The 21,685-nt window shown below is 60.0% G+C and carries 24 protein-coding genes and 2 tRNA genes; 13 read left to right on the top strand and 13 right to left on the bottom strand.

The genetic code is table 11. The features are described from left to right. Positions 1-31: 31 nt before the first annotated feature. From AB5Y92_RS08620 to AB5Y92_RS08650, 7 genes are all read right to left on the bottom strand, one after another. A complete protein-coding gene (locus AB5Y92_RS08620) occupies positions 32-1,240 on the bottom strand; it encodes a NupC/NupG family nucleoside CNT transporter (protein WP_319889383.1) in 1,209 nt (402 codons plus the stop codon). A gap of 358 nt (positions 1,241-1,598) precedes the next feature. Beyond that, a complete protein-coding gene (gene arsC, locus AB5Y92_RS08625; protein WP_080741219.1) occupies positions 1,599-2,024 on the bottom strand; it encodes a glutaredoxin-dependent arsenate reductase in 426 nt (141 codons plus the stop codon). 76 nt (positions 2,025-2,100) lie between these two features. After that, the gene (gene arsB / locus AB5Y92_RS08630) at positions 2,101-3,165 is read right to left on the bottom strand and encodes an ACR3 family arsenite efflux transporter (RefSeq protein ID WP_005338173.1); all 1,065 of its coding nucleotides are present in this window, start codon (positions 3,163-3,165) and stop codon (positions 2,101-2,103) included. Between the two features lie 109 nt (positions 3,166-3,274). Further along, a complete protein-coding gene (gene arsA / locus AB5Y92_RS08635; RefSeq protein WP_368226472.1) occupies positions 3,275-5,038 on the bottom strand; it encodes an arsenical pump-driving ATPase in 1,764 nt (587 codons plus the stop codon). Between the two features lie 27 nt (positions 5,039-5,065). Continuing rightward, positions 5,066-5,434 (bottom strand): arsenite efflux transporter metallochaperone ArsD, encoded by a 369-nt coding sequence (gene arsD / locus AB5Y92_RS08640; protein WP_005347398.1) that lies wholly within the window; start codon positions 5,432-5,434, stop codon positions 5,066-5,068. A 4-nt stretch (positions 5,435-5,438) separates the two neighbouring features. After that, positions 5,439-5,807: a helix-turn-helix transcriptional regulator gene (locus tag AB5Y92_RS08645; RefSeq protein ID WP_005338181.1), complete on the bottom strand. Its 369-nt coding sequence runs from the start codon at positions 5,805-5,807 to the stop codon at positions 5,439-5,441. Between the two features lie 237 nt (positions 5,808-6,044). Next, positions 6,045-6,443 (bottom strand): META domain-containing protein, encoded by a 399-nt coding sequence (locus AB5Y92_RS08650; RefSeq protein ID WP_203118094.1) that lies wholly within the window; start codon positions 6,441-6,443, stop codon positions 6,045-6,047. Between the two features lie 157 nt (positions 6,444-6,600). Between AB5Y92_RS08650 and AB5Y92_RS08655 the strand changes: the two genes are divergently transcribed. Continuing rightward, complete coding sequence (locus tag AB5Y92_RS08655) at positions 6,601-7,080, top strand: hypothetical protein (protein WP_368226474.1); 480 nt, start codon at positions 6,601-6,603, stop codon at positions 7,078-7,080. Between the two features lies 1 nt (position 7,081). Here the strand turns inward: AB5Y92_RS08655 and AB5Y92_RS08660 are convergent, their stop codons facing one another. Further along, complete coding sequence (locus AB5Y92_RS08660) at positions 7,082-7,561, bottom strand: putative 4-hydroxy-4-methyl-2-oxoglutarate aldolase (RefSeq protein WP_139732546.1); 480 nt, start codon at positions 7,559-7,561, stop codon at positions 7,082-7,084. A gap of 42 nt (positions 7,562-7,603) precedes the next feature. Then, entirely contained in the window at positions 7,604-8,011 is a 408-nt protein-coding gene (locus tag AB5Y92_RS08665) for a DUF3293 domain-containing protein (protein WP_164537415.1), read from the bottom strand. Between the two features lie 396 nt (positions 8,012-8,407). Between AB5Y92_RS08665 and arcA the strand changes: the two genes are divergently transcribed. Beyond that, a complete protein-coding gene (gene arcA, locus AB5Y92_RS08670; protein WP_005338193.1) occupies positions 8,408-9,127 on the top strand; it encodes a two-component system response regulator ArcA in 720 nt (239 codons plus the stop codon). 162 nt (positions 9,128-9,289) lie between these two features. Here arcA and AB5Y92_RS08675 read toward each other — a convergent pair. Beyond that, positions 9,290-9,364: transfer RNA gene (locus AB5Y92_RS08675), tRNA-Gly, on the bottom strand. Between the two features lie 15 nt (positions 9,365-9,379). Next, positions 9,380-9,453: transfer RNA gene (locus tag AB5Y92_RS08680), tRNA-Gly, on the bottom strand. 201 nt (positions 9,454-9,654) lie between these two features. Here AB5Y92_RS08680 and cydD point away from each other — a divergent pair. The 4 genes from cydD to AB5Y92_RS08700 all read left to right on the top strand — a co-directional run bounded on the left by cydD (position 9,655) and on the right by AB5Y92_RS08700 (position 14,089). Continuing rightward, positions 9,655-11,424 carry a cysteine/glutathione ABC transporter permease/ATP-binding protein CydD gene (cydD, locus tag AB5Y92_RS08685; protein ID WP_368226477.1) on the top strand — a complete coding sequence of 590 codons (1,770 nt, stop codon included), beginning with the start codon at positions 9,655-9,657 and terminating at the stop codon, positions 11,422-11,424. Further along, positions 11,417-13,147, top strand: a complete 1,731-nt coding sequence (cydC, locus tag AB5Y92_RS08690) for a cysteine/glutathione ABC transporter ATP-binding protein/permease CydC (protein ID WP_368226478.1) — start codon at positions 11,417-11,419, stop codon at positions 13,145-13,147. The genes cydD and cydC overlap by 8 nt, the downstream gene beginning before the upstream one ends. Before the next feature lie 174 nt (positions 13,148-13,321). Then, complete coding sequence (gene rcsF, locus AB5Y92_RS08695) at positions 13,322-13,693, top strand: Rcs stress response system protein RcsF (protein WP_164537418.1); 372 nt, start codon at positions 13,322-13,324, stop codon at positions 13,691-13,693. Positions 13,694-13,702: 9 nt separating this feature from the next. Next, positions 13,703-14,089 carry a DUF488 domain-containing protein gene (locus AB5Y92_RS08700; protein WP_368226480.1) on the top strand — a complete coding sequence of 129 codons (387 nt, stop codon included), beginning with the start codon at positions 13,703-13,705 and terminating at the stop codon, positions 14,087-14,089. Positions 14,090-14,248: 159 nt separating this feature from the next. Here AB5Y92_RS08700 and AB5Y92_RS08705 read toward each other — a convergent pair whose 3' ends face one another. Beyond that, a complete protein-coding gene (locus tag AB5Y92_RS08705; protein WP_368226482.1) occupies positions 14,249-15,247 on the bottom strand; it encodes an NAD-dependent epimerase/dehydratase family protein in 999 nt (332 codons plus the stop codon). 214 nt (positions 15,248-15,461) lie between these two features. Between AB5Y92_RS08705 and tsaA the strand changes: the two genes are divergently transcribed. Next, positions 15,462-16,166 carry a tRNA (N6-threonylcarbamoyladenosine(37)-N6)-methyltransferase TrmO gene (gene tsaA / locus AB5Y92_RS08710; protein ID WP_368226484.1) on the top strand — a complete coding sequence of 235 codons (705 nt, stop codon included), beginning with the start codon at positions 15,462-15,464 and terminating at the stop codon, positions 16,164-16,166. Between the two features lie 288 nt (positions 16,167-16,454). Then, positions 16,455-17,003: a cytochrome b gene (locus AB5Y92_RS08715; protein WP_005350133.1), complete on the top strand. Its 549-nt coding sequence runs from the start codon at positions 16,455-16,457 to the stop codon at positions 17,001-17,003. Between the two features lie 76 nt (positions 17,004-17,079). Here AB5Y92_RS08715 and AB5Y92_RS08720 read toward each other — a convergent pair whose 3' ends face one another. Next, positions 17,080-17,760 carry a polymer-forming cytoskeletal protein gene (locus AB5Y92_RS08720; RefSeq protein WP_368226486.1) on the bottom strand — a complete coding sequence of 227 codons (681 nt, stop codon included), beginning with the start codon at positions 17,758-17,760 and terminating at the stop codon, positions 17,080-17,082. 199 nt (positions 17,761-17,959) lie between these two features. On the opposite strand from AB5Y92_RS08720, the gene AB5Y92_RS08725 reads away from it, so the two are divergent. The 5 genes from AB5Y92_RS08725 to AB5Y92_RS08745 all read left to right on the top strand — a co-directional run bounded on the left by AB5Y92_RS08725 (position 17,960) and on the right by AB5Y92_RS08745 (position 21,566). Then, positions 17,960-18,634: a response regulator transcription factor gene (locus AB5Y92_RS08725; RefSeq protein WP_040066247.1), complete on the top strand. Its 675-nt coding sequence runs from the start codon at positions 17,960-17,962 to the stop codon at positions 18,632-18,634. Beyond that, on the top strand, positions 18,634-20,019 hold the full coding sequence (locus AB5Y92_RS08730) for an ATP-binding protein (protein WP_043818775.1): 1,386 nt from the start codon (positions 18,634-18,636) through the stop codon (positions 20,017-20,019). Before AB5Y92_RS08725 ends, AB5Y92_RS08730 begins: the two co-directional genes overlap by 1 nt. A 183-nt stretch (positions 20,020-20,202) precedes the next feature. Continuing rightward, the gene (locus tag AB5Y92_RS08735; RefSeq protein ID WP_040065876.1) at positions 20,203-20,691 is read left to right on the top strand and encodes a TIGR00645 family protein; all 489 of its coding nucleotides are present in this window, start codon (positions 20,203-20,205) and stop codon (positions 20,689-20,691) included. A gap of 85 nt (positions 20,692-20,776) precedes the next feature. Beyond that, complete coding sequence (locus tag AB5Y92_RS08740) at positions 20,777-21,205, top strand: N-acetyltransferase (RefSeq protein ID WP_203118115.1); 429 nt, start codon at positions 20,777-20,779, stop codon at positions 21,203-21,205. Between the two features lie 112 nt (positions 21,206-21,317). Continuing rightward, positions 21,318-21,566 carry a DUF3297 family protein gene (locus AB5Y92_RS08745; protein WP_005338226.1) on the top strand — a complete coding sequence of 83 codons (249 nt, stop codon included), beginning with the start codon at positions 21,318-21,320 and terminating at the stop codon, positions 21,564-21,566. The last annotated feature ends 119 nt before the right edge of the window (positions 21,567-21,685 follow it).

Genomic DNA, 21,685 nt, shown 5'->3' on the forward strand with positions numbered 1-21,685 from the left:
TTTTTTACTGGCGCAGCGTGGTTTTATCTCATCAGAGGGAGACAAAGATCCCGGCCAGGGTGGCGCTCATCAGGTTGGCGAGGGTCGCCGCCAGCACCGCCTTGAAGCCCATATTGGCCACATCGTGACGGCGCTCCGGCGCCATGGTGCCGATGGAGCCGAGCTGCACCGCAATTGAGCCCAGATTGGCAAAACCGCACAGCGCAAAGGTGATGATGATCTGGGTGTGGGCGCTCAGATCCGCCTTGATATTGGCAAAGTCCAGATAGGCGACGAACTCGTTCATGATCACCTTCTGACCAATCAGGGATCCTGCCGCCATCATCTCGCTGGCGGGCACGCCAATCAGCCAGGCCACCGGAGCAAACAGATAGCCCAGCAACTGCTGCAGGGAGAGATCGGCCCAGCCGAACCACTCGCCGACGGTGGTGAGACCGGCGTTGATCATGGTAATGACGCTGACAAAGGCGAGCAGGATAGTGCCGATGGCCACGGCGATTTTCATGCCGCCCATAGCGCCGCCCGCTAGCGCGTCAATGGCGTTGCTGTAATCGCTCTTGTCGAGGGTGATCTCGGTCTGATCGCTCACCTGCTGCTGCTCCGGCACCAGCAGTTTGGCCATCAGCAGGCCACCGGGCGCCGCCATAAAGGAGGCGGCAATGAGGTATTTAAGATCCACACCCAGACCGGCGTAACCGCCCAGCACCGAGCCCGCCACCGAGGCCATGCCACAGGTCATCACCGCAAAGAGCTCGGAGCGGGTCATACCGGCGAGGAAGGGACGAATAAGCAGCGGCGACTCCCCTTGCGACAGGAAGATATTGCCGGTGGCCACCAGCGACTCGGCGCGGCTGGTGCCGAGCAGGCGGTGCACGGCGCCACCCAATACACGGATCACCCACTGCATGATGCCGAAGTGGTAGAGCACGGCGATCAGCGCGCTGATAAAGATCACCAGCGGCAGCACCCGCACGGCGAAGATAAAGCCGTTGCTGGCGAGATCGCCAAACACAAAACGGATGCCGCTGTCGGCAAAGCCGAGCAGGGCGGAGACGCCATTGCTCATGGCACCGAGCATGATTTGTCCGGGGGGGAAATAGAGCACCAGCGCAGCAAAACCGGTTTGCAGGGTGAGCGCACCCAGCACGGTTCGCCAGCGGATGGCTCGGCGGTTTTCACTCGCCAGCCAGGCGATAAACATCAGGGCCAGCATACCGACCAGACTCAATAACAGTGTCATCTTGCACCTATGAAGAGAGGAGTTTCATATGGCAAGTCTGCAGACAGGCGTCGCGGGAGATCCGGCGGGAGAGGTGCCGACCCACGCGACACGCAGACCACAAACCTACAGGTTAGTGGCGGGTCCCATCCTGGGGTCATTCACGTTCCGGGTGACAGCATGTATCGGGTGACGCCAGCGCCGTCGCAGGGGGAGATGCGGCCGGGTGGCAGGTCGGGCGGCGATGGTACAGTGATCATCGTCGCAGAAAAAGCGGTAAAACGATTGGCCGGAATAACTTTTTCAACTTGTTCACACAACGAAACAGGGCCAGCGTGACGCTGGCCCTGTTTCAATCCGTACTTGAGTACTCAGATGATTACTTGAGGCGCTTGCCGCTCGCATCCACCACCTGCTCGCCATCCTCCTTGGCGAAGGCCCCTTTTTGCTGATCGGGCAATATATCGAGCACCACTTCCGACGGACGGCACAGTTTGGTGCCAAGCGGCGTAACGACGATGGGGCGGTTGATGAGGATGGGGTGAGCCAGCATGGCATCGATCAGTTCATCATCGCTGAAACGATCTTCCGCCAGACCGAGCGCCTCGTAGGGTGGAACGTTCTTGCGCAGCAGATCGCGCACCGGCATGTCCATGGCGGCGATCAGCGCCACCAGCTGGTCACGGGAGGGGGGCGTCTCCAGATAGTGGATGACAGTGGGCTCGACGCCGCTGTTGCGGATCAGCTCCAGGGTGTTACGGGAGGTACCACATTCCGGGTTGTGATAGATGGTGATTGCACTCATTTGCGTGTCTCTCATTAATCAAGTGAATAGAAAATGGATAGCATCTAGTTCGCGGCCAGCTGTTAGCGGCCATCAGTCAGCGGCTTAGACCCGCTTCGTACCAGGGTTTGCTGGCGTTAACCACCCGCACCACCAGCAGCATGACCGGCACCTCGATCAGCACGCCAACCACGGTGGCGAGCGCCGCGCCGGAGTGAAAGCCGAACAGGCTTATGGCGGCGGCCACCGCCAGCTCGAAGAAGTTGGAGGCGCCGATCAGGGCGGAAGGACAGGCGACCGAGTGCTTCTCCCCCACCTTGCGGTTGAGCCAGTAAGCAAGCCCTGAGTTGAACAGCACCTGGATCAGGATCGGTACCGCCAACAGGGCGATAACCAGCGGCTGCTCGATGATGGCGTTGCCCTGAAAGGCAAACAGCAGCACCAGAGTGAGCAGCAGGGCCGCCACCGACCAGGGCTGGATGCGGGTCATGACGCCGTCAAAATGGGCCTCTCCCTTTTTCAGCAAAGCCTTGCGCAGCAGCTGGGCGATGATGACCGGGATGACGATATAGAGCACCACAGAGGTGAGCAGAGTATCCCACGGCACTATGATGCTGGAGACCCCGAGCAGCAGCGCCACCAGCGGGGCGAAAGCAAACACCATGATGAGGTCGTTCACCGCCACCTGCGACAGGGTGAAGTAGGGATCGCCGTTGGTGAGGCGACTCCAGACAAACACCATGGCGGTGCAGGGGGCCGCCGCCAGCAGGATCAGGCCCGCTACGTAACTGTCGAGCTGATCCGCCGGCAGCCAGTCGGCAAACAGCACGCGGATAAAGAGCCAACCGAGGAAGGCCATGGAGAAGGGCTTGACCAGCCAGTTGATAAAGAGGGTGACCCCAATGCCCTTCATGTGCCCCTTCACCTGATGCAGGGCGCCAAAATCGATCTTGAGCAGCATGGGGATGATCATCACCCAGATCAGCAGCCCCACCGGCAGGTTGACCTTGGCCACCTCCATGGCGCCGATCGCCTTGAAGAGATCCGGCAACCCCTGCCCGAGACCAATCCCCACCAGAATGCAGAGGGCGACCCAGGCGGTCAGATAACGTTCAAAAAAGCCGATGGCAGGCACGGCCTTGGCATCACATGTTGCAGACATCACAGCTCCCGATGCGGCGCAATCCCGCATCTTCTATTGGTTCAAAACACAGGTTTATAACAAGTAACGGCATATTCAAGCCGCCCCGGCAGCAGACCGGGGCGGCGACTCAATGGTGCTGGCAGAGACGGCGCAGGGCATCGGGCCCCACTGGCTCCTCGGCGAGCAGCGGCACCACGGCGTAGCGGCTGGCATGTTGCTGCTCGACCGCTTCGATATGGGGCAACTGGCGCTCGGCCCGCAGTTGCAGCAGCGGTGAGCTGACCGCGGCTTGCTGCAAGCTGTGGTTGATGAGCCAGCCCCAGGGCTCGATGCCGGCCCGGCGCAGATCGGATTGCAGATTGGCAGCCTCCTGCACTGGCGTCGGCTCAGGCAGCGTCACAATCAGCACCTTGGTCTGCTTGGGGTCCTGCAACTGCATCATGGGGGTGGTGAAGTGCAGCCCCTTGTTTCCCATCTGGCGAGCGATCTCCCTATGGTAGGCGCCGGTGGCGTCGAGCAGCAGCAGGGTGTGGCCGGTGGGGGCAGTATCCATCACCACGAAGCGCTTGCCCGCCTCGCGAATGATGCGCGAGAAGGCCTGAAACACGGCGATCTCCTCGGTACAGGGGGAGCGCAAGTCCTCCTCCAGCAGTGCCCGCCCCTGCTCGTCCAGGGCCGCTCCCTTGCTGGCCAGCACCTGGGCGCGGTAACGCTCGGTCTCGGCGTGGGGGTCGATGCGACTCACCTCAAGATGGGACAAGCTACCTGCCAGCGTCTCGCTCAGGTGCGCGGCGGGATCCGAGGTGGTGAGGTGCACCGGCAAGCCGCGGCTGGCCAGCTCCACCGCCACGGCGGCCGCCAAGGTTGTCTTGCCTACCCCGCCCTTACCCATCAGCATGATAAGGCCATGACCATCGGCGGCCAGCTCGTCCACCAGCGAACTCAACTCGGGCTGGGCTTGCTTGACAGTGGACTGTACTGTCGAGGATTGAGCAGCTCTTCCCTCTGCTTGCAGCAACAGCCGCAAACTGTCGACCCCCACCAGATTGGTGGCCAGCAGCGGGATCTGATCCTGCGCCAGCCCCTTTATCCCCTGCGGCATATCGGCAAGAGCCTGTTGCTCGCGCTGCCAGAGCGCCATTGCCAGCGGATCTCCGGCAAGGGCGCCTTCGGGGAAGAGGCCATTGATCACCAACTGCTGATTCAACAAGCCAATGGCGGCCAGCTCCTCGTGGGTGCGAGCCACTTCCCGCAGGGTGGAGTGCTGGGCGCGTGCCACCAACACCAAGCGGGTGCGAGCGGCATCAGCCAGGGCGGCGACCGCCTCGGCATACTGGCTGCGCTGTTTCTCCAGCCCCGCCAGCGGGCCCAGGCAGGAGGCATCCCCCTTGCCCTGCTCCAAAAATTCGCTCCAGGCGCCCGGCAATTGCAGCAGCCGGATGGTGTGGCCGGTTGGGGCCGTATCAAAGACGATATGGTCATACTCGGCCAGCAGCGTTTGGTCGGTCAGCAGCGCAGTGAATTCGTCAAAGGCGGCGATCTCGGTGGTGCAGGCGCCGGAGAGCTGCTCCTCGATGCTGCGCACCACGCTCTCGGGCAACTTGCCGCGCACCGGCCCGACGATCCGCTCCCGATAGGCTTTGGCCGCCGCGGGGGGATCTATCTCCAGCGCCGACAAACCGGACACAGCGGCGATGGTTGTGACCCGATTGCCGATCTCGGTGGCAAACACCTGCCCCACGTTGGAGGCAGGGTCGGTGCTCACCAGCAGCACCCGCTTGCCAATATCACAGAGAGCCACCGCACTGGCGCAGGCCAGCGAGGTCTTGCCCACCCCGCCCTTGCCGGTGAAAAAGAGAAACGGCGGTGGATTGGTCAGAAAATGGTACATAGCCTCTCCCGAATGGTGCGTCACGACTCAGCAGCAACCGCTGCCGGAGCAGCAGCCGCCCTTGACGATCCCCTTGATGGCCGCTTGCGGCGCAGGCAGCCCGGCATAACGGGCCAGCTCACTGCGGCTCGGATAACGACCGGTCAACACCACCTGCCCCTCCACCAGCACCAGCGGCAACCCCTCCTCCCCGGCGTGGGTCAGAAAAGCGCTGACGGCAGGTGTCTCGGCAAATTGCATCGGCTGCTGGGCCAGATTGAAACGCTCGATGGCTACTCCCTGCTCCTTGGCCCAGGCAAGGTCGGCTGCGAAGGTGACCAGTGCCTGATCAACCTCGGTACCGCAGACACCGCTGGAGCAGCAGAGGGCGGGATCAAAAATCTGAATGGAGGACATGGCATTACTCCTTGTTGCAGCAGGGCTGCGCAGGCAGAACATGGGGGGAGCAGGCTGACTCGGCACGCATCACGCCGCACGCCTCGGGATGACCGGCGCAGCACTCCTCGGTAAGGTAGGCGATCACATCCAGCATCAGGGGAATATTGGCGCGGTAGCGTAGAAAGCGCCCCTCCTGCTCCACCGACAGCAGACCGGTGTTGAGCATCGCCTTGAGGTGAAACGAGAGGGTATTGGGGGCAATATCGAGCTCGCTGGCCAGTTCACCGGCGACCCGCCCCTCCAGCCCGGCCTTCACCAGCAGCCGCCATACATCGAGCCGGATGCCGGATGCCAGTGATTCAAAGACCTTGGTGGCCATCTCTTTGTTCATCTTCACTCCCCTTGGTGCGACTTTTCATTTCAACTATACAAGAATTATTGAAATGATCAAGATACGTACCGAAGCAAAGATTCGAGGTGCAGGCATCAAACTGGGCAGCAAGGGGGCGACGAGTGAACAACAGTTGCGGACGACCACACAGGGTTCATCGCAGATAAACAGACGCCCTCCAGAGGGAGGGCGTATCAGACAGTCAGAACTGTCGGGGCAATCAGACAAACGCGTGCCTTATTTGGCAGCAGGCACAGCGTTAAAGGTGAGCAGGGCTGCCTTGTTGGCATCGCTCAGGGTCAGCTGGTTGCCGTTGATGGAGTAGGTGGCCACCTTCTCAAGCTTTTGCAGGAACTCGGTCTCTTTGTTCATGGCGTCGCCGATGCACATCATGCGAGTGGAGCCCATGGCGCCCAGCGTCAAGACACCGTCACCCTGCTTGGTGATGCCGCCAAAATAGCGGTTGCAGCCGCCCTTGCCCGCCACCTTGCCGTCGACCACTTGCAGGGTGAAGGTATCGCCGGTGGCGCCTTGCAGCTGCCAGCCGGATGCTTGCAGTTGAGCCATGCTGGAACCTGTTGCCATTGCGCAGCCTCCCAGTGCCAGCGCGGCCAGCAGAGTCAGTTTCTTGTTCATGGATTCACCTCTTAATGATTAGAGCCATCAATACGGCAGCCTGTTTATCATGGCTGGCGCCCATGCCAAAGGATTTTATTGTGATCTCCCTTCACTTTACTACCAGCTGGCATGTGCCATGCTTAGGCTCAGTTCCGGACCCAGGGAGGGGAAACGAATGGTCAAATCGCTCATCATCACACTGCTTGCAACCTGCGCCAGCATGGCCGCACAGGCCAACGACTGGGCAGTGGTTCAGCCGCAATCCAACCCGTCTCTCTATGTCAAAAGTTACTCGGGTGTGCTGCTCAATGGCCATAGCCATCACAGCGACAGTTTTGATCTCTGGCTGGTCAATAGCGGCTATCAATATCCGGTGGTGGATGATGTGACCCTCTTTATGGAAGCGGGCCCGGCAGTGGCGGATCAGAATCGCACATCCGGTTTCAATATGAGTTCGGGGATACGCTACCAGCTCTCTCCGGCATTCAATATCGGCAGCCAGATAAAGCATCTCGATCTCAACAAGGCCAGCACCCTGCTGGAGCTCAACTCCAGCCTGCTGCTGACCCCCAGACTCTCCCTCACCGCCAACTACGGCGTCAGCGCCATCACTGCCGATCAGGCACTGAGCCTGGGGGTCGGTTTCAACTTCTGAATCAGATCAGCGGCGTGGCACTCACCACCACGCCGTTGCGATCCGCATAGACGTAATCCCCTTCGTGGATGGTCACACCGGCAAAGCTGACCACGGCCCCCAGCTCTCCCAATCCCCGCTTCTCGGTCTTGACCGGACAGGCTGCCAGCGCCTTGACCCCGAGCGCCAGTGTCGCCAGGGTGCCCACATCCCGCGCCGCACCGTGGATCAGGATACCCTCCCACCCCTGCTCCACCGCCTTGACCGCCAGTTGATCGCCCAGCAGCGCACGGCGCAGCGAGCCGCCGCCGTCGATCACCATCACCTTGCCGTGACCGGGGCGGGTCACCAGATCCCGCACCAGACTGTTGTCTTCATAACAGGAGAGCGTTACGGCGCGACCATAAAAGAGGGTCTTGCCGCCAAAATCCTGAAACACCGGGTCGGCTACTTGCAGCAAGTCGCCATGTTGATCGCAGAGGTCGGGCAGGAGATCCAGCATGATTTGATTCCTTTCAGATGCATGAAGGTGTTCATTCTTTCATCAGGCAAGGTTTCTGGCAATCCAGAAGGATTCAATATTGCCCAGACAAACTGCTGATTTATCCATCAATACTGGTGTCAGCCAGAGCTGGCCATCCTCCACCCAGTAGATGGCGTTCTGGCCGAAACGGGCAGCCAGCTGACGGGCTTGTGGCAGGGATAGCGCCACCGCCAGCGATGACTCCTGCCAGCGTTCGTCCGGGTCAGATCCCCAAAATGGCCCCACCACGGGCACCTGCAAATCCAAGGTCAGATGGCGCCACAGCGCCCGTTCCCGCCGCATATTGCGTCGTTCTGTGACCCACTGGCTGGCCGGATTCCAGGCTGTGATGATGGCAAAAGCAGACCAGTCTGGTGGCTCAAATGGCGCGATAAAGCAAATTTTCTTGTAGTTTTCCCACAAATTCATGTCAATCACATGTTACATTCCATTACATTTTGTAGGGGCGAAAACCCGGTTCAGGCCAAGTATGATGCTGCTGTACCAGGGTTTGACCTATATCAAATCAGAGTTAAAAAGTTGCTATCTGACGGCAAAGAGTGTTGTTATGCTCCTGTTAACTGATAAAATGCGGCCACTTTCGTAATGGACGACCTTTCCAGGCTCTGCTCGACCAGACTTGTCGGGAACCTATAAGTGGCACAGGGATACTTGCCGGTACTGATGCCTAATTCGCGATATTCCGACCTGACTCTCATACCCAGGATGACGTAATAAATTTTCAGGATCAGTCAGGAAATCGGTTTGAAACGCCAAAGAGTGTTAAATTTAAGATAATTAACTGATAAGAATCTGGGAATACTCATGCAAACACCACACATTCTGATCGTCGAAGACGAGCTGGTCACACGCAATACCCTGAAAAGCATTTTTGAAGCCGAAGGCTACATCGTGCTCGAAGCCAACAACGGCGACGAGATGCATCAGGCTCTCACTTCCCACACCATCAATCTGGTGATCATGGACATCAACCTGCCGGGCAAGAACGGCCTGCTGCTGGCCCGTGAGCTGCGTGAGAACGACAACATCGCCCTGATGTTCCTGACCGGTCGTGACAACGAAGTGGACAAGATCCTGGGTCTGGAGATCGGCGCCGATGATTACATCACCAAGCCGTTCAACCCGCGCGAGCTGACTATCCGTGCCCGCAACCTGCTGAGCCGCACCATGAACGTGGCAGCCGGTGGCGAAGAGAAGAAGCTGGTTGAGCGCTACCTGTTCAACGGCTGGGCGCTGGATATCAACAGCCGCGCACTGGTCAGCCCCACTGGCGACATGTTCAAGCTGCCGCGCTCCGAGTTCCGCGCCATGCTGCACTTCTGCGAAAACCCGGGCCAGATCCAGACCCGTGCCGAACTGCTGAAGAAGATGACCGGCCGTGAGCTCAAGCCCCACGACCGTACCGTCGATGTGACCATCCGTCGCATTCGCAAGCACTTCGAAAGCGTCAACGATACTCCGGAGATCATCGCCACCATCCACGGCGAAGGCTACCGTTTCTGTGGTGAGCTGGAGCAGGAATAAGCTCCCGCTACGCTGTTGATCTGAAAAGGCGCCTCGGGCGCCTTTTCTGTCTCTGCAATTTGCCTTAAAAGCTGAGAAACCGTGAGCGTGACGTCGAACGGCGCACAAGACAGATGAAAAACAAAAAGCCCACTCGCAGGAGTGGGCTTTTCGCTTTGAAGCTGGAGCGGGCAGCGGGAATCGAACCCGCATCATCAGCTTGGAAGGCTGAGGTAATAGCCATTATACGATGCCCGCTTGGCATCTGAAATTTGGAGCGGGTGATGGGAATCGAACCCACGTATGCAGCTTGGGAAGCTACCGTTCTACCATTGAACTACACCCGCGTCAGGGCTCCTACTATATGCATTTTGCCGCCGAGCGCAATGGCGCCTTTGCCACTTTTTTCAATAAATCAATCTGTTCGGACAAGGATTGAACAGACGGTTGCTTTTTCAATCAAACATTTTCAACACAGATAATTTACAAGGTTGCCAAGGCCAAACGGCAAGGATAGTCTTGCGCCACTCGACGCGAGGATGGTGGTAATGGATAAAAAAACGCAAAAACGTCTCTATGGCTGGTTGCGCAAGCAATCGAGTCACGGTCGCCGCTGGATCACGATATCCATCGCTTTTGGCCTTGGCCAGGGCATTCTGATGGTGGCGCAAGCCTGGCTGCTGGCGACCCTGTTGCACGGCTTTATCATCGAAGGCTCAACGCCTGAGCAATCCATCACGCTCTTTATTACCCTGCTGCTGGTGACGCTTGGCAAAGCGGCGCTGGCCTATGGCCGGGAAGTGGCCAGCTTCAAGGCGGGCAGCGCGGTGCGCCAGACCATCCGCCAGCTGGTGCTCACGCGCTTGAGTCGTCTCGGCCCTGCCTATATTCAGCGCCGTCCGGCCGGTAGCTGGGCCAGCCTGTTGCTGGAACAGATTGAAAACATGCAGGATTTCTTCTCCCGCTATCTGCCACAGATGGCCATCGCCGTCTTTATTCCGGTGGTCATTCTAGTGGCTGTATTCCCGGTCAACTGGGCGGCGGGCCTTATCCTGCTGGGCACTGCGCCCCTCATCCCTATCTTTATGATCCTGGTGGGTGTGGGCGCCGCCGATGCCAACCGCCGCAATTTTCAGGCGCTGGCCCGCCTCTCCGGTCACTTCCTCGATCGCCTGAAGGGGCTGCGTACCCTGCAACTCTTTATGCGTACCCAGGCGGAAGGTGACGCCATTCGCGATGCCTCGGAAGATTTTCGTGAGCGCACCATGGAGGTGCTGCGCCTGGCGTTTTTGAGCACCGCCGTGCTGGAGTTCTTCGCAGCCATTTCAGTGGCGCTGGTTGCCGTCTACTTTGGCTTCTCTTATATCGACCATCTGAACTTTGGTAGCTATGGGGTAAAAGTCACCCTCTTTACCGGCCTGTTCGTGCTGTTTCTCGCCCCCGAGTTCTACGCCCCGCTGCGAGAACTCGGCGCCCACTACCACGCCAAAGCGCAGGCTATCGGCGCTGCCGAACAGCTGCTTGAATTCCTCGAAGCCGAGGTGAGCGAGCCGGCCGCAGGCAATGCGCCATTCCATGCCGACAGCCCGGTCAAGGTAGAAGCCAAAGGACTTGAAGTGCTGAGCGCCGAGGGCAAGGTCCTGGTCGGCCCCATCGACTTCACCCTGGAAGCCGGTTCGCGCACCGCCCTCATCGGCGTCAGCGGCGCCGGCAAGAGCTCGCTGGTCAACGCCCTGCTCGGCTTTGCTCCCTATCGCGGTGAGCTCAAGGTCAACGGGCAGGAGCTTGCCACCCTCGACATGAGCCAGTGGCGCCTGCAACTGGGCTGGCTCTCGCAAAACCCGCAGCTGTTCCACGCCTCCTTGCGCGACAACCTGCTGCTGGCCAAACCAACGGCCAGCGATGCCGAGCTGGAAGATGCCCTGAAACGGGCACAAGCGTGGGAATTTGCCATGGAGAAGGGGCTCGACTATCCGGTCGGCGATCAGGCGGGCGGCCTCTCGGTCGGCCAGGCCCAGCGCCTCGCACTGGCACGAACCCTGCTCAAATCGACCCAGCTGATGGTGCTCGACGAACCGACCGCCAGTCTGGACCGCCACTCCGAACGCGCCATCATGACCACTCTTGAGCAGGCGATGGCTGGCCAGACCCTGCTGATGATCACCCACCGCCTCGACCAGCTCACCAAGATGGACAAGATAATAGTGCTGGCCCGCGGCCAGCTGGTGGAGCAAGGCAGCTTCCAGCAACTTAGTTCTGGGCAGGGGGCTTTTGCCCGCCTGCTCTCCCAACGTTCCGGAGGTTCTCTCGATGAGTGATCTGTTGCCGTTTCTGCGCCTCTATCGCCAACACTGGCTCAGCCTCACCATTGGTTTGCTGCTGGCGCTGGTGACCCTGGCCGCCGGCATGGGACTACTCTCCCTCTCCGGCTGGTTCCTCTCCGCCGCCGCCGTGGCGGGGATGACCGTTGCGACGACACATGCCTTTAACTACATGACCCCCGCGGGCGGAGTGCGCTTCTTCTCCATCGTTCGCACCGCCGGTCGCTGGGGTGAGCGGGTGGTGAGCCACGACGCCACCTTCCGGGTACTGACCCGACTGCGGGTCTGGTTCTGGCAGAAACTCTCGCCGCTCTCCACCGGTACCCTGGCCAGTTTCCGTCAGGCGGATCTGCTCAACCGACTGGTGGCCGACATCGATGCGATGGACCACGTCTATCTGCGGCTGATCACCCCCATAGGCGCAGCCCTGCTCAGCACCGCCGGACTGGTCTTCTTCCTGTCGTTTTTCGACAGCCGTCTCGCCCTCACCCTGGGTGCCATTCTGCTGTTTGGCATGATCGCCCTGCCGCTGGTGTTCTACTTCCTCGGCCGTCGCCCCGGTCAGGCGCTGATTGCAGAAAAATCGACACTGCGTACCCGGATGGTGGACTATCTGGATGGTCAGGCCGAACTGCAGATGTTTGCCGCCGCCCCCAAGGCGCTGATTGAGCTGCAACAAGCCGAACAGGCCCTGCTCGTCGCGCAGGCCCGCATGGCCAAGGTGAGCGGGCTGGCCAACTTCTCGGTGCAACTGCTGAGCGGCTGGACCCTGACCCTGATGCTCTGGCTGGCCGGTCATGGGGTAGCGGGTGCTGCGCCCGACCCCATCACAGCACTGATGGTCTTTGCCACCCTGGCAAGCTTCGAGGCACTGATGCCGCTGGCGGGGGCTTTCCAGCACCTCTCCACCAGCCTCACCTCGGCACGCCGCCTGAACGAGATCCTGCAAGAAGCAAAAGCCCCCGTGTGGGGCGACGAGCAGACCCATGCCACCGCTGGCGCGCTTCAGATCAATGACCTCTATTTTGGCTACCCCGGCAACCCCCAGCCGGTGCTGCGTGGCTGCACCCTGCAGTTGCACGCCGGTGAGAAGCTGGCGCTGCTGGGCCAGACCGGCTGCGGCAAATCGACCCTGATGGGGCTGCTGACCCGTGAGTGGAGCCCGCAGGCTGGCAAGATCCTGCTGGGTGGCAAGCCGCTCACCGACTACAGCGAAGGGGCGCTGCGCGCCTCTATCTCGGTAGTAAGCCAGCGGGTGCATCTGTTTGCCGATACCCTGAGGGGCAACCTCAAACTGGCCGCCCCGACCGCCACTGACGATCAGCTGATTGCGGTACTGACCCAGGTCGGACTGGCCAATCTGCTGGAAGATGAGGCGGGTCTGGATGCCTGGCTCGGTGACGGCGGCCGCCCCCTCTCTGGTGGCGAACGTCGCCGTATCGGTATCGCCCGCGCCCTGCTGCACGATGCGCCGCTCTGGCTGCTGGACGAACCGACCGAAGGGCTCGACAGTCAGACCGAGCGGGAGATCATGGATCTACTGTTCCGGCTCGGGGCAGCTCGCACCTTGCTGCTTATCTCCCACCGCCTGCTGGGGATGGAGCAGATGGACCGGATCGCCCTGATGGAAGAGGGACAGATCCGCCTCTGTGCCCCTCATGACGAGCTGCTGGCGGATGATTACTACCGCAGCCTCTATCAACGGCTGGCTCCTGTTTGATATCAGCCTGATATCAGGCTGATGGGGGTCACACCCTGACAACCGGGCGCAAAACGGGGCTGGTCGCCGCAGGCGGCTGGCCCCTATAATGTCCCCCTCATTATTCAACAAGATGCCGACATGGAGCGCCTGCGCATTTCTACTGTCCTCATCACCGACACAAGATACGAGACGATGAAACGCCTGATCCTGATGATGCCCCTGATTGCCTCCGGCTGTGCCAACTACGCCTTCAACAGCAATCTGGATAAAGAGAACTTCGACGAATACTTCAAACCCGGTAGCGTGCGCATCTATGAACAGGATGAGCTGGCGGACCTCAACTACCTCTACCTCGGCACCATCGAGGGTGAATCCTGCCAGGCCGACGCCAACCAGCCGGTGCCCAACGCAGGTGAAGCGCGCACCCTGGCCCGCCGTCGCGCCGCCGACATGGGTGGCAACGGCGTCACCATCGACAAATGCACCGAGTTCAGCGACACCCCGGGCTGCCTGAAACAGGTGATCTGCTACGGGCAGGCGCTGAAAGTGGCCGAAGAGAAGTAACCCGCTGTCATGGCCCTCGCTATCGTTCGCCTTGGCAGCCCGCGCCTGCCCGATGAGGGGCTGCGGATCGGCACAGTGCGCCGCCCACCCCGCGGCGTACCCAAGAGCGAATTTGCCAGCCAGCATTGGTATGATGTCTGGTTTCCCAACCTAGCCCCCAGCAGCGAGACCATGAAGCAGGGGCAGACAGCCGAGACACCCGCCCAATGGGCGGCGTTTGGCAAACAGTACAAGGCCGAGATGGCGCAACCTGCCGCCAGGCATGATCTGGCGCTGCTGGCCGCCCTCTCCTACACCACCAACCTGTCGGTGGGCTGTTACTGCGAGCAGGAGTCCCGCTGCCATCGCACCATTTTGAAAGAGCTGCTGGTAGCCGCGGGGGCCGCCATCCGCTAACTCGGCGAGCGACAGCGCTACGATAGGAAATGGAGTCAGCCGATCTTAAGCCGTCATCAGGCATGGATAGACAGAGAGGGCATCCCGCGGGATGCCCTCTCTCGTTGTGTTCGCGCTAGCGCAGCAATTTTCGGCTGCAGCCGCTCGATGCACCCTCTCCTATTGCAGACTGGGCTCCAGCAACTGCTGCCGCAGCGAAGTCTCCTCGGCCTGAGTCATGGCATGTTCCGCCCCCCCGGCGGCAGGCTCGATGGCCAGCCAGTGGGCAAGGTCGGCGGCAGTCTCCTCCAGCGGCCGGAAGTTCAACCCGTGGACGATGGCCGCCTCGGCGCTTATAGAGCCATAACCGGCAAACTCCACCTGCGCGCAGGGCAAGAGGGTGGGATAGCTCTGCCAGGGCTCGATTCCGGCCGCCATCAGGGTGGGCCAGGGCAGCCACTCGGGCTGTATGGGGCGAGCGGGCTGCAACCGGGCACTCAACCGCTCCAGCCAGTCGCAGAGGGTAATGCCGGGCTTGAGCAAGTTGAATGTTCCCCCCAACTGCTGCTCCGCCGCACGCAACACAAACTCGGCACAGTCGCGCACATCGAGATACTGCAAGCGATCCTCACCACTGCCCGGCAGCAACCAAGGCCCGCCCTGCTGCACCCGCTTAATCCACCAGGCCATGCGCCCGGTAGGATCATGGGGGCCGCACAACACGCCCGGGCGCAGGATGCAGAGCCGCCCGTCCCAGCGGGCGCGATACTCCTGCTCGCACAACACCTTGAGGGGGCCATAGTCAGTGGGCATTTCCCCTTCGGGGATAGCATGAAGCGGCGCCGACTCATTCATCCCGGGCATTGAGAAATCGCGATAGACGCTGATGGTGGAGATAAAGATCAGCCGCGCGCAGCGCCCGAGCAAAGCCGCCGAGAGGCTCGCCGCCTGCTCGGGGCGATAGCAGCAGGTATCGATGACGAGATCCCACTGCAACCCGGCCCCTTGCAGGGCGCTCAGGCTCTTGTCCCTGTCGCCGGTGAGCTGCACCAGATCGCGCCAGTCCGGATGCTGGTGCAGGCCACGGTTGAACAGGGTCACTTCATGGCCCCAATCCAGTGCCAGCGCGGTGAGGTGGCGCCCCAAAAAGCCGGTGCCACCGATAATCAGCAGTTTCATCCCTCTCCCTCCCCCTTCGGCGCGAGTGCGCACATTTCATCCTGACACGCCAGTTGCCTTCACCCTACGCAACTTGGCGCGCGGGCACAGCCCCCCGACTGGCCGAGATGGGACAGGGATCACGGCAGAGCCGCAGAAATAGGCGTAATAAGGCCGAACCTGCGTTTTGGGGCCGCCTGTGCTAAATTGCCGAGGTTTTCAGTCAGGATCCGCCATGAAGTTCGAAATCGACACCCTCGGGATCATCCGCTCTCCCTACAAGGAGAAGTTCGCCATCCCCCGCCAGCCCGGACTGGTCAAATCGGCCCGCGCCCGCCTCGAGCTGCTCCCCCCTTACGATCAGCCGGATGTGCTGCGCGGCATCGAGCAATTCTCCCATCTGTGGCTCAGCTTCGTCTTTCACCAGACCATGGCGCAGGGCTGGCACCCGACGGTGCGCCCGCCGCGCCTTGGCGGCAACGAGCGGGTCGGCGTCTTTGCCACTCGCTCCACCTTCCGCCCCAATCCGCTAGGGCTCTCGGTGGTCGAGCTGCACGGCATCGGCCGTGAGCGGGGCAAGCTGTGGCTGGAGCTGGGGGCGGTGGATCTGCTCGATGGCACCCCCATCGTTGATATCAAACCCTATATTCCCTATGCCGACAGTCTGTCGGATGCCCGTGGTGGTTTTGCCCCCGACGCTCCCACCCCGCCGCTGGCGGTGAGCTTCAGTGCCGAGGCCGAGCAGCAACTGCAACCCTGGCTCAAGGCCCACCCCGAGCTGCGCCAGCTGGTGAGCGAAGTGCTGGCGCAAGATCCGCGCCCCGCCTACAAGAAGGGCAAGCCCGATGAGAAGGAGTACGGGGTGCGGCTGTTTGACTGCAACGTCCGTTTTCGCATCAGCGAGCCGGATTGCGTGGTGCTGGCCATCGAGCCCGCCTGAACCTGGGCGGGCCGACATCACGGATGCTATTTCACGCCTTCTTCACGTCACAAGGGGCTTAATGAGCCTGTAAATTGTGTGGCATTGATCAGACTATCCACCCGGTTGCCAGTGATACCATGCAGACAGCAGAGGGCATATCCTCTCTGACTGATGTCAGAAGCAGGCTATCGATGTATGGCAAGCATGGTAGCTCTGCTATTGCCGCCAAAGGATCTGGCCTCGCCCCGACACGTTTGAGTGCGGGGATGCCACACGGATGTGACAGCACTTCGAAGGAACAAACCTATGCTGATGAACAGTGAACAACGTTATGGCACCCTGAATATCGGGCTGCACTGGCTGACCCTGTGGGCCATGATCGCCGTCTACGCCCTGATCGAATTTCGCGATATTTTCCCCAAAGGGGACCCTGGCCGTGATTTGATGAAGGAGTGGCACTTTATGCTGGGGCTGCTTATCTTCGCCCTGGTGTTTGTCAGACTGGCGCTGCGCTGGATGAGCCCGACACCCCGTATCGTGCCCGAGCTCTCCCCGATCATGCACAAGCTGGCAAAACTGGCCCACCTCGCCCTCTACGGTTTTCTGATTCTCACCCCGCTGTTTGGCTGGCTGCTGCTGAGCGCCGCGGGCAAGCCCATCCCCTTCTTCGGGCTTGAGCTGCCTGCCCTGCTCTCCCCCAGTCCGGATCTCAAAGGGCTGATCAAGGAGGTGCACGAGACGCTGGGTAATATAGGTTACGCCCTGATCGGCCTGCACACGGTGGCGGCCCTCTATCACCACCATATTCTCAAAGACAACACCCTCACCAATATGCTGCCGCCGCGCCGCAGCTAACGGGTAACGGGGAAATGCAGAGGGGGCCATCGTAGCCCCCTCTCTGTCTTCCTGAACAGCACGCTTGCAAAGAGCATCACGCCTGCTTGGCCAGCTCCTCGGTCGGCTTGCCTTTCGGCTCGTGCGGCAGCTTTTTCACATTGCTCTTGTTCTCCGGCTGCTTGCTCCCGGACGAACTGTTTTCAGACAAGGCTTGCAACACGGGATCGGCCTTGCCAGCCACGGTGGGCTGGGACTGGCCAACAAAGTTGCCGCCCTTGCAGATGGAGAGACTGCCCCCCTTGAAGATCCCCTGCATCTTGCCGTTCTCCAGGATCTCCACCTCGGCGGAGGTACAGGTGCCTTCCAGCAGACCATTGATGATCACGTGGGGCGCACTCACCTCTCCCTCAACGCTACCACCCTGCATGATGCGCAGCACACCACCGATGAGCTGGATGGTGCCATTGATCTGACCGCGCACCTCCAGATCCCCCTCCACCTGCAACTCGCCCTTGAAGCGGGCACCGGCTGCAATCACAGTGGCACCGGCCGACGCAGTAGCCGTGCCACCTTTGTTTCTTCCAAACATCCGTACTCTCTCCACCAACCACACAAGCAGAACCAGCGGCATCGGCGCCACTGGCCACAGAAAACAGGGCGACCCCAGCACGTAGAGCAGCAAGGCTGCCCCCCAGCAGAGCCAGACAATATAGAGGAGGTCACTGCGCTCACGCTGTTGCAGTCGCGCCAGCAGCCTCCCGGCCATCTCTCTCATCACATCAAACCTTTCGCAGCATGGCTGCCGACCAGCAGGCCATCGACAACCCGGACCATGGTTAAACGACCAGTTGGCGCGAACTCTGAAGTCCCGCTGATTCAGTCCCGATACAGCCGGGATGCATTAGGATTCGAATTGACTCGAAGCGACATACACTTTCTAATTGACAGCCTGGATCCCTATGACCGCTCACATCATGAAAATTCTGTTGGTCGAAGACGACAAGCTGCTCAATCACCACCTCTCCTCTCTGCTGACCGAAGCCGACAATCAGGTCTACAGCACCGACCAGGCCGGGATTGCACTGCACTACGCCGCCGACTATCCCATTGATGTGGCCATCATCGACCTCGGTCTGCCCGATATGGACGGCCTGCAACTGATCCGGCAACTGCGTGAACGGCAGATCCCCTTCCCCATCATTGTGCTGACCGCCCGTGGCAACTGGCAGGACAAGGTCGAAGGACTGGAAGCGGGTGCTGATGACTATCTGGTCAAACCGTTCCAGAAAGATGAGCTGCTGGCCCGACTCAATGCACTGGTGCGCCGCAGCGCCGGTTTTATCTCGCCCAAGGTGAAGGCCGGTGATTACGAGCTGGATCTCTCCCGCAAGGAACTGACTATCGCCGGTGAAGTGGCGGTGCTCACCAGCTTTGAATACCTCATTCTGGAGTACCTGATGCGCAATGCTCGTCAGGTGGTCTCCAAGCAGCAACTGCTCGACCAGCTCTACGGCGATGGCGAAGGGGACCCCAATACCATCGAGGTGATGGTGAGCCGCCTGCGCAAGAAGCTGGATCCGGAGGGAACGATTCAACCCATCTCCACCATCCGGCGTCAGGGTTACATCTTCAACCTCTCCTGTAACTGATGCAGTTTTATCTGCCGCGCCCCATCAAGATGATCCGCAGCTCACTGCACATCAAACTGCTGCTCAGCTCGCTGCTGGTCATCGCGCTTATCATGGGGTTTGCCGTCTACGCCCTCTACCTCGGCCATGTCGAGGAGCAGACCCAGAAGGCCAGCGCCCGAATGCAGGAGAACCTGGCCAAGCTGTTTTCCTCCACCGAGCCGGATGACAAGGGGTCAAACGTCGAGCTGGGGCGGATATCCCGTGGTGCGGGGGATCGCAACCTCGATACCCTGATCTGCCGCGCCGATGGCGATCTGGTCTGGTCGAGCCTCCATATGCCGGAGGTGATCAAGGCCAAACAGACCATCTGCGGCGATCTGATGAAGTATCTGGGGGGGATGGATCTCGACTACTTCTTCAAGAAGCACACCATCAAGAACGGCGAGAGCTACTTCGTCTACAGCCTGCGGTTTATCCGCAATCCCGGCAGCGGCACCACCGCCTACTACGTGGTGATGATCGACTCGGCCAAACGCTACCACGAAGAGTCCCGCACCTACCTCTACCAGACTGCCAAACAGGCGCTGCTCGCCTATATGCTGCTGGCCGGGCTGCTGCTGCTCACCACCTTCTGGAGCCTCAGCTCCCTGCGCACCATCGCCCGTCAGATCGACGATATCCGGGCTGGCAAGCGCGATGACCTCTCGAGCGATTTTGAACGGGAGCTGGCCCCGCTGACCGACTCCATCAACCAACTGCTGGAAAACGAACGCCAGCAGACCCAGCGCTACCAGCACGCCCTCAACGATCTCGCCCACAGCCTTAAAACCCGGCTGGCGCTGATCCAGATCACCACCCGCGAAGTGAAGCTGGGGCGGGAGATCCACGACAACATCAACGAGCAGATCCTCACCATGGATCAGATGATCCAGTATCAGCTCAGACGGGCCGTGACCGGCCGCCAGCGCCTTGCCAGCAAAGGAACCGAGCCGGTACCGCTGATTGAAAAACTGCTGGCCAGCCTGACCAAGGTCTATCGCCACAAGAAGCTGCAAACCCACTTCAAGTTCGACGATGACGCCCTCTTCCACGGCGAACAGGGCGACCTGATGGAGCTGATGGGCAACCTGCTCGACAACGCCTGCAAGTTTGCCATCAGCGAAGTGAAGGTGACGGTGCGCCGCCATCTCGAGCGGCTGCGTATCGAAGTGGAAGATGATGGCCCGGGAATCGATCCGGCCAAATCGGAGCAGATCTTCCAGCGCGGCGTGCGGGCAGACAGTTCACCCGGTCAGGGCATAGGACTGGCGGTGGTGACCGAAATCGTCCACAGCTACGGCGGCCAGATCCGGGTCGATGAATCCCCCCTCGGCGGTGCCCGCTTTACCCTGGATCTGCCCTGACACCGGATAGGCCCGACCACGGGCCCTCTGCCACCCGCTGCACTGCCCTACCCAGGGTTAAAAACTCCTGCCTGACACCACCCAATTCAGCAATATGCTATCGAGATGCTTGAGATGTGAGGCATCTCGGTTAAGCTATGGCCGACTCGTTTGTTAACCATTTGATGGACCTGTAATCGCACTATGGAAAACATGTTTGAAAGATTGATGTACGCATCCCGCTGGATCATGGCCCCCATTTATCTTGGGCTCAGCCTCATACTGCTGGCACTGGGAGTGAAATTCTTTCAGGAGATCCTCCATATCCTGCCCAACATACTGGAGATGAAAGAGGTGGATCTGGTGCTGGTCACACTGTCGCTGATCGATATCACCCTGGTGGGGGGACTTATCGTGATGGTGATGTTTTCCGGCTATGAGAACTTCGTCTCGCGCCTCGATGTCGGGGATGAGAGCGACAAACTGGTGTGGCTCGGCAAGCTCGATGCCGGCTCCCTGAAAAACAAGGTCGCCGCCTCCATTGTCGCCATCTCATCTATTCACCTGCTCAAGGTGTTTATGAATGCCGAAAATCTCCCCAACGACAAGATCAAGTGGTACCTGCTGATCCACATCACCTTTGTCCTCTCGGCATTCGCCATGGGCTACCTCGACAAGCTGACCCGCAAATAGTAGCCAGCCTGCGATAGACGATATGCCCGATAACACGACATGGATCGGGCATATCGTACGGCCACTCTTTACAGTCGAGGCCAATATGATCCGCCCATTATCTGCCACCGATCTGGATGCCGCCGTCGAGCTCTGGTATCAGGCATCGGTGCAGGCCCACGACTTTATTCCCGCAGCCTTTTGGCATGAGCAACGGGCAGCGATGCGCGATATCTACCTGCCCGCCAGCCAGAGCTGGGGTTATGAGGAGGATGGACAGCTACTGGGCTTTATCTCCTGGTATCAGGGATCTGTTGCCGCACTGTTTATCTCCCCAGATCACCAAGCACACGGGTTGGGTCGCCAACTGCTCGAACACCTCAAAGCCCAATATGATCGACTCGAGTTGACGGTCTACGCCGAAAATGAGCAGGCGCGGCGATTCTATTCCCGCAACGGTTTTAAAGAGGGTGAGCAACAGTTATGCGAGCATAGCGGCCACCCCGAGTTGGTGATGCATTGGCAACGAGGATAAGCGAGTCGCCCATAGCTATGGCGGGTATCCTTTGCCTGTTTTGTGGCCGCCTTGAATGCCATGGCGGCATTCTCTACAATGACCCACTTTTTATTCATTTCGGGTTATATCGATGAGCGATACCAGCACCAAACCGGCTCTGCCGGATCACCTCTCCTGCAATCCCCGCAGCCCTCACTATGTGGCCGCCTGCTTCGAGCACCCGATCGGTATTCGCCTGAACGGCAAAGAGCGCACCGATGTCGAGGAGTACTGCATCAGCGAAGGTTGGGTGAAGATCCCCTCCCCCAAGGCGCTGGATCGCCGTGGTCAGCCCATCCTGATCAAGCTCAAGGGCACCGTTGAAGCCTTCTACAGCTAATCAGCGCGCTGCAGCATGATAAACAAGGCTATGTCCCAATTACGTGTTGCATGGGGCGCCCCAGCGCCTCATGCAAACATGTTTTGATATTTACGCCTTTTCCGTAACGCTCCAGCATC

This window comes from Aeromonas sp. R1-1 (genome assembly GCF_040908495.1).
Taxonomy (GTDB): domain Bacteria; phylum Pseudomonadota; class Gammaproteobacteria; order Enterobacterales; family Aeromonadaceae; genus Aeromonas; species Aeromonas veronii.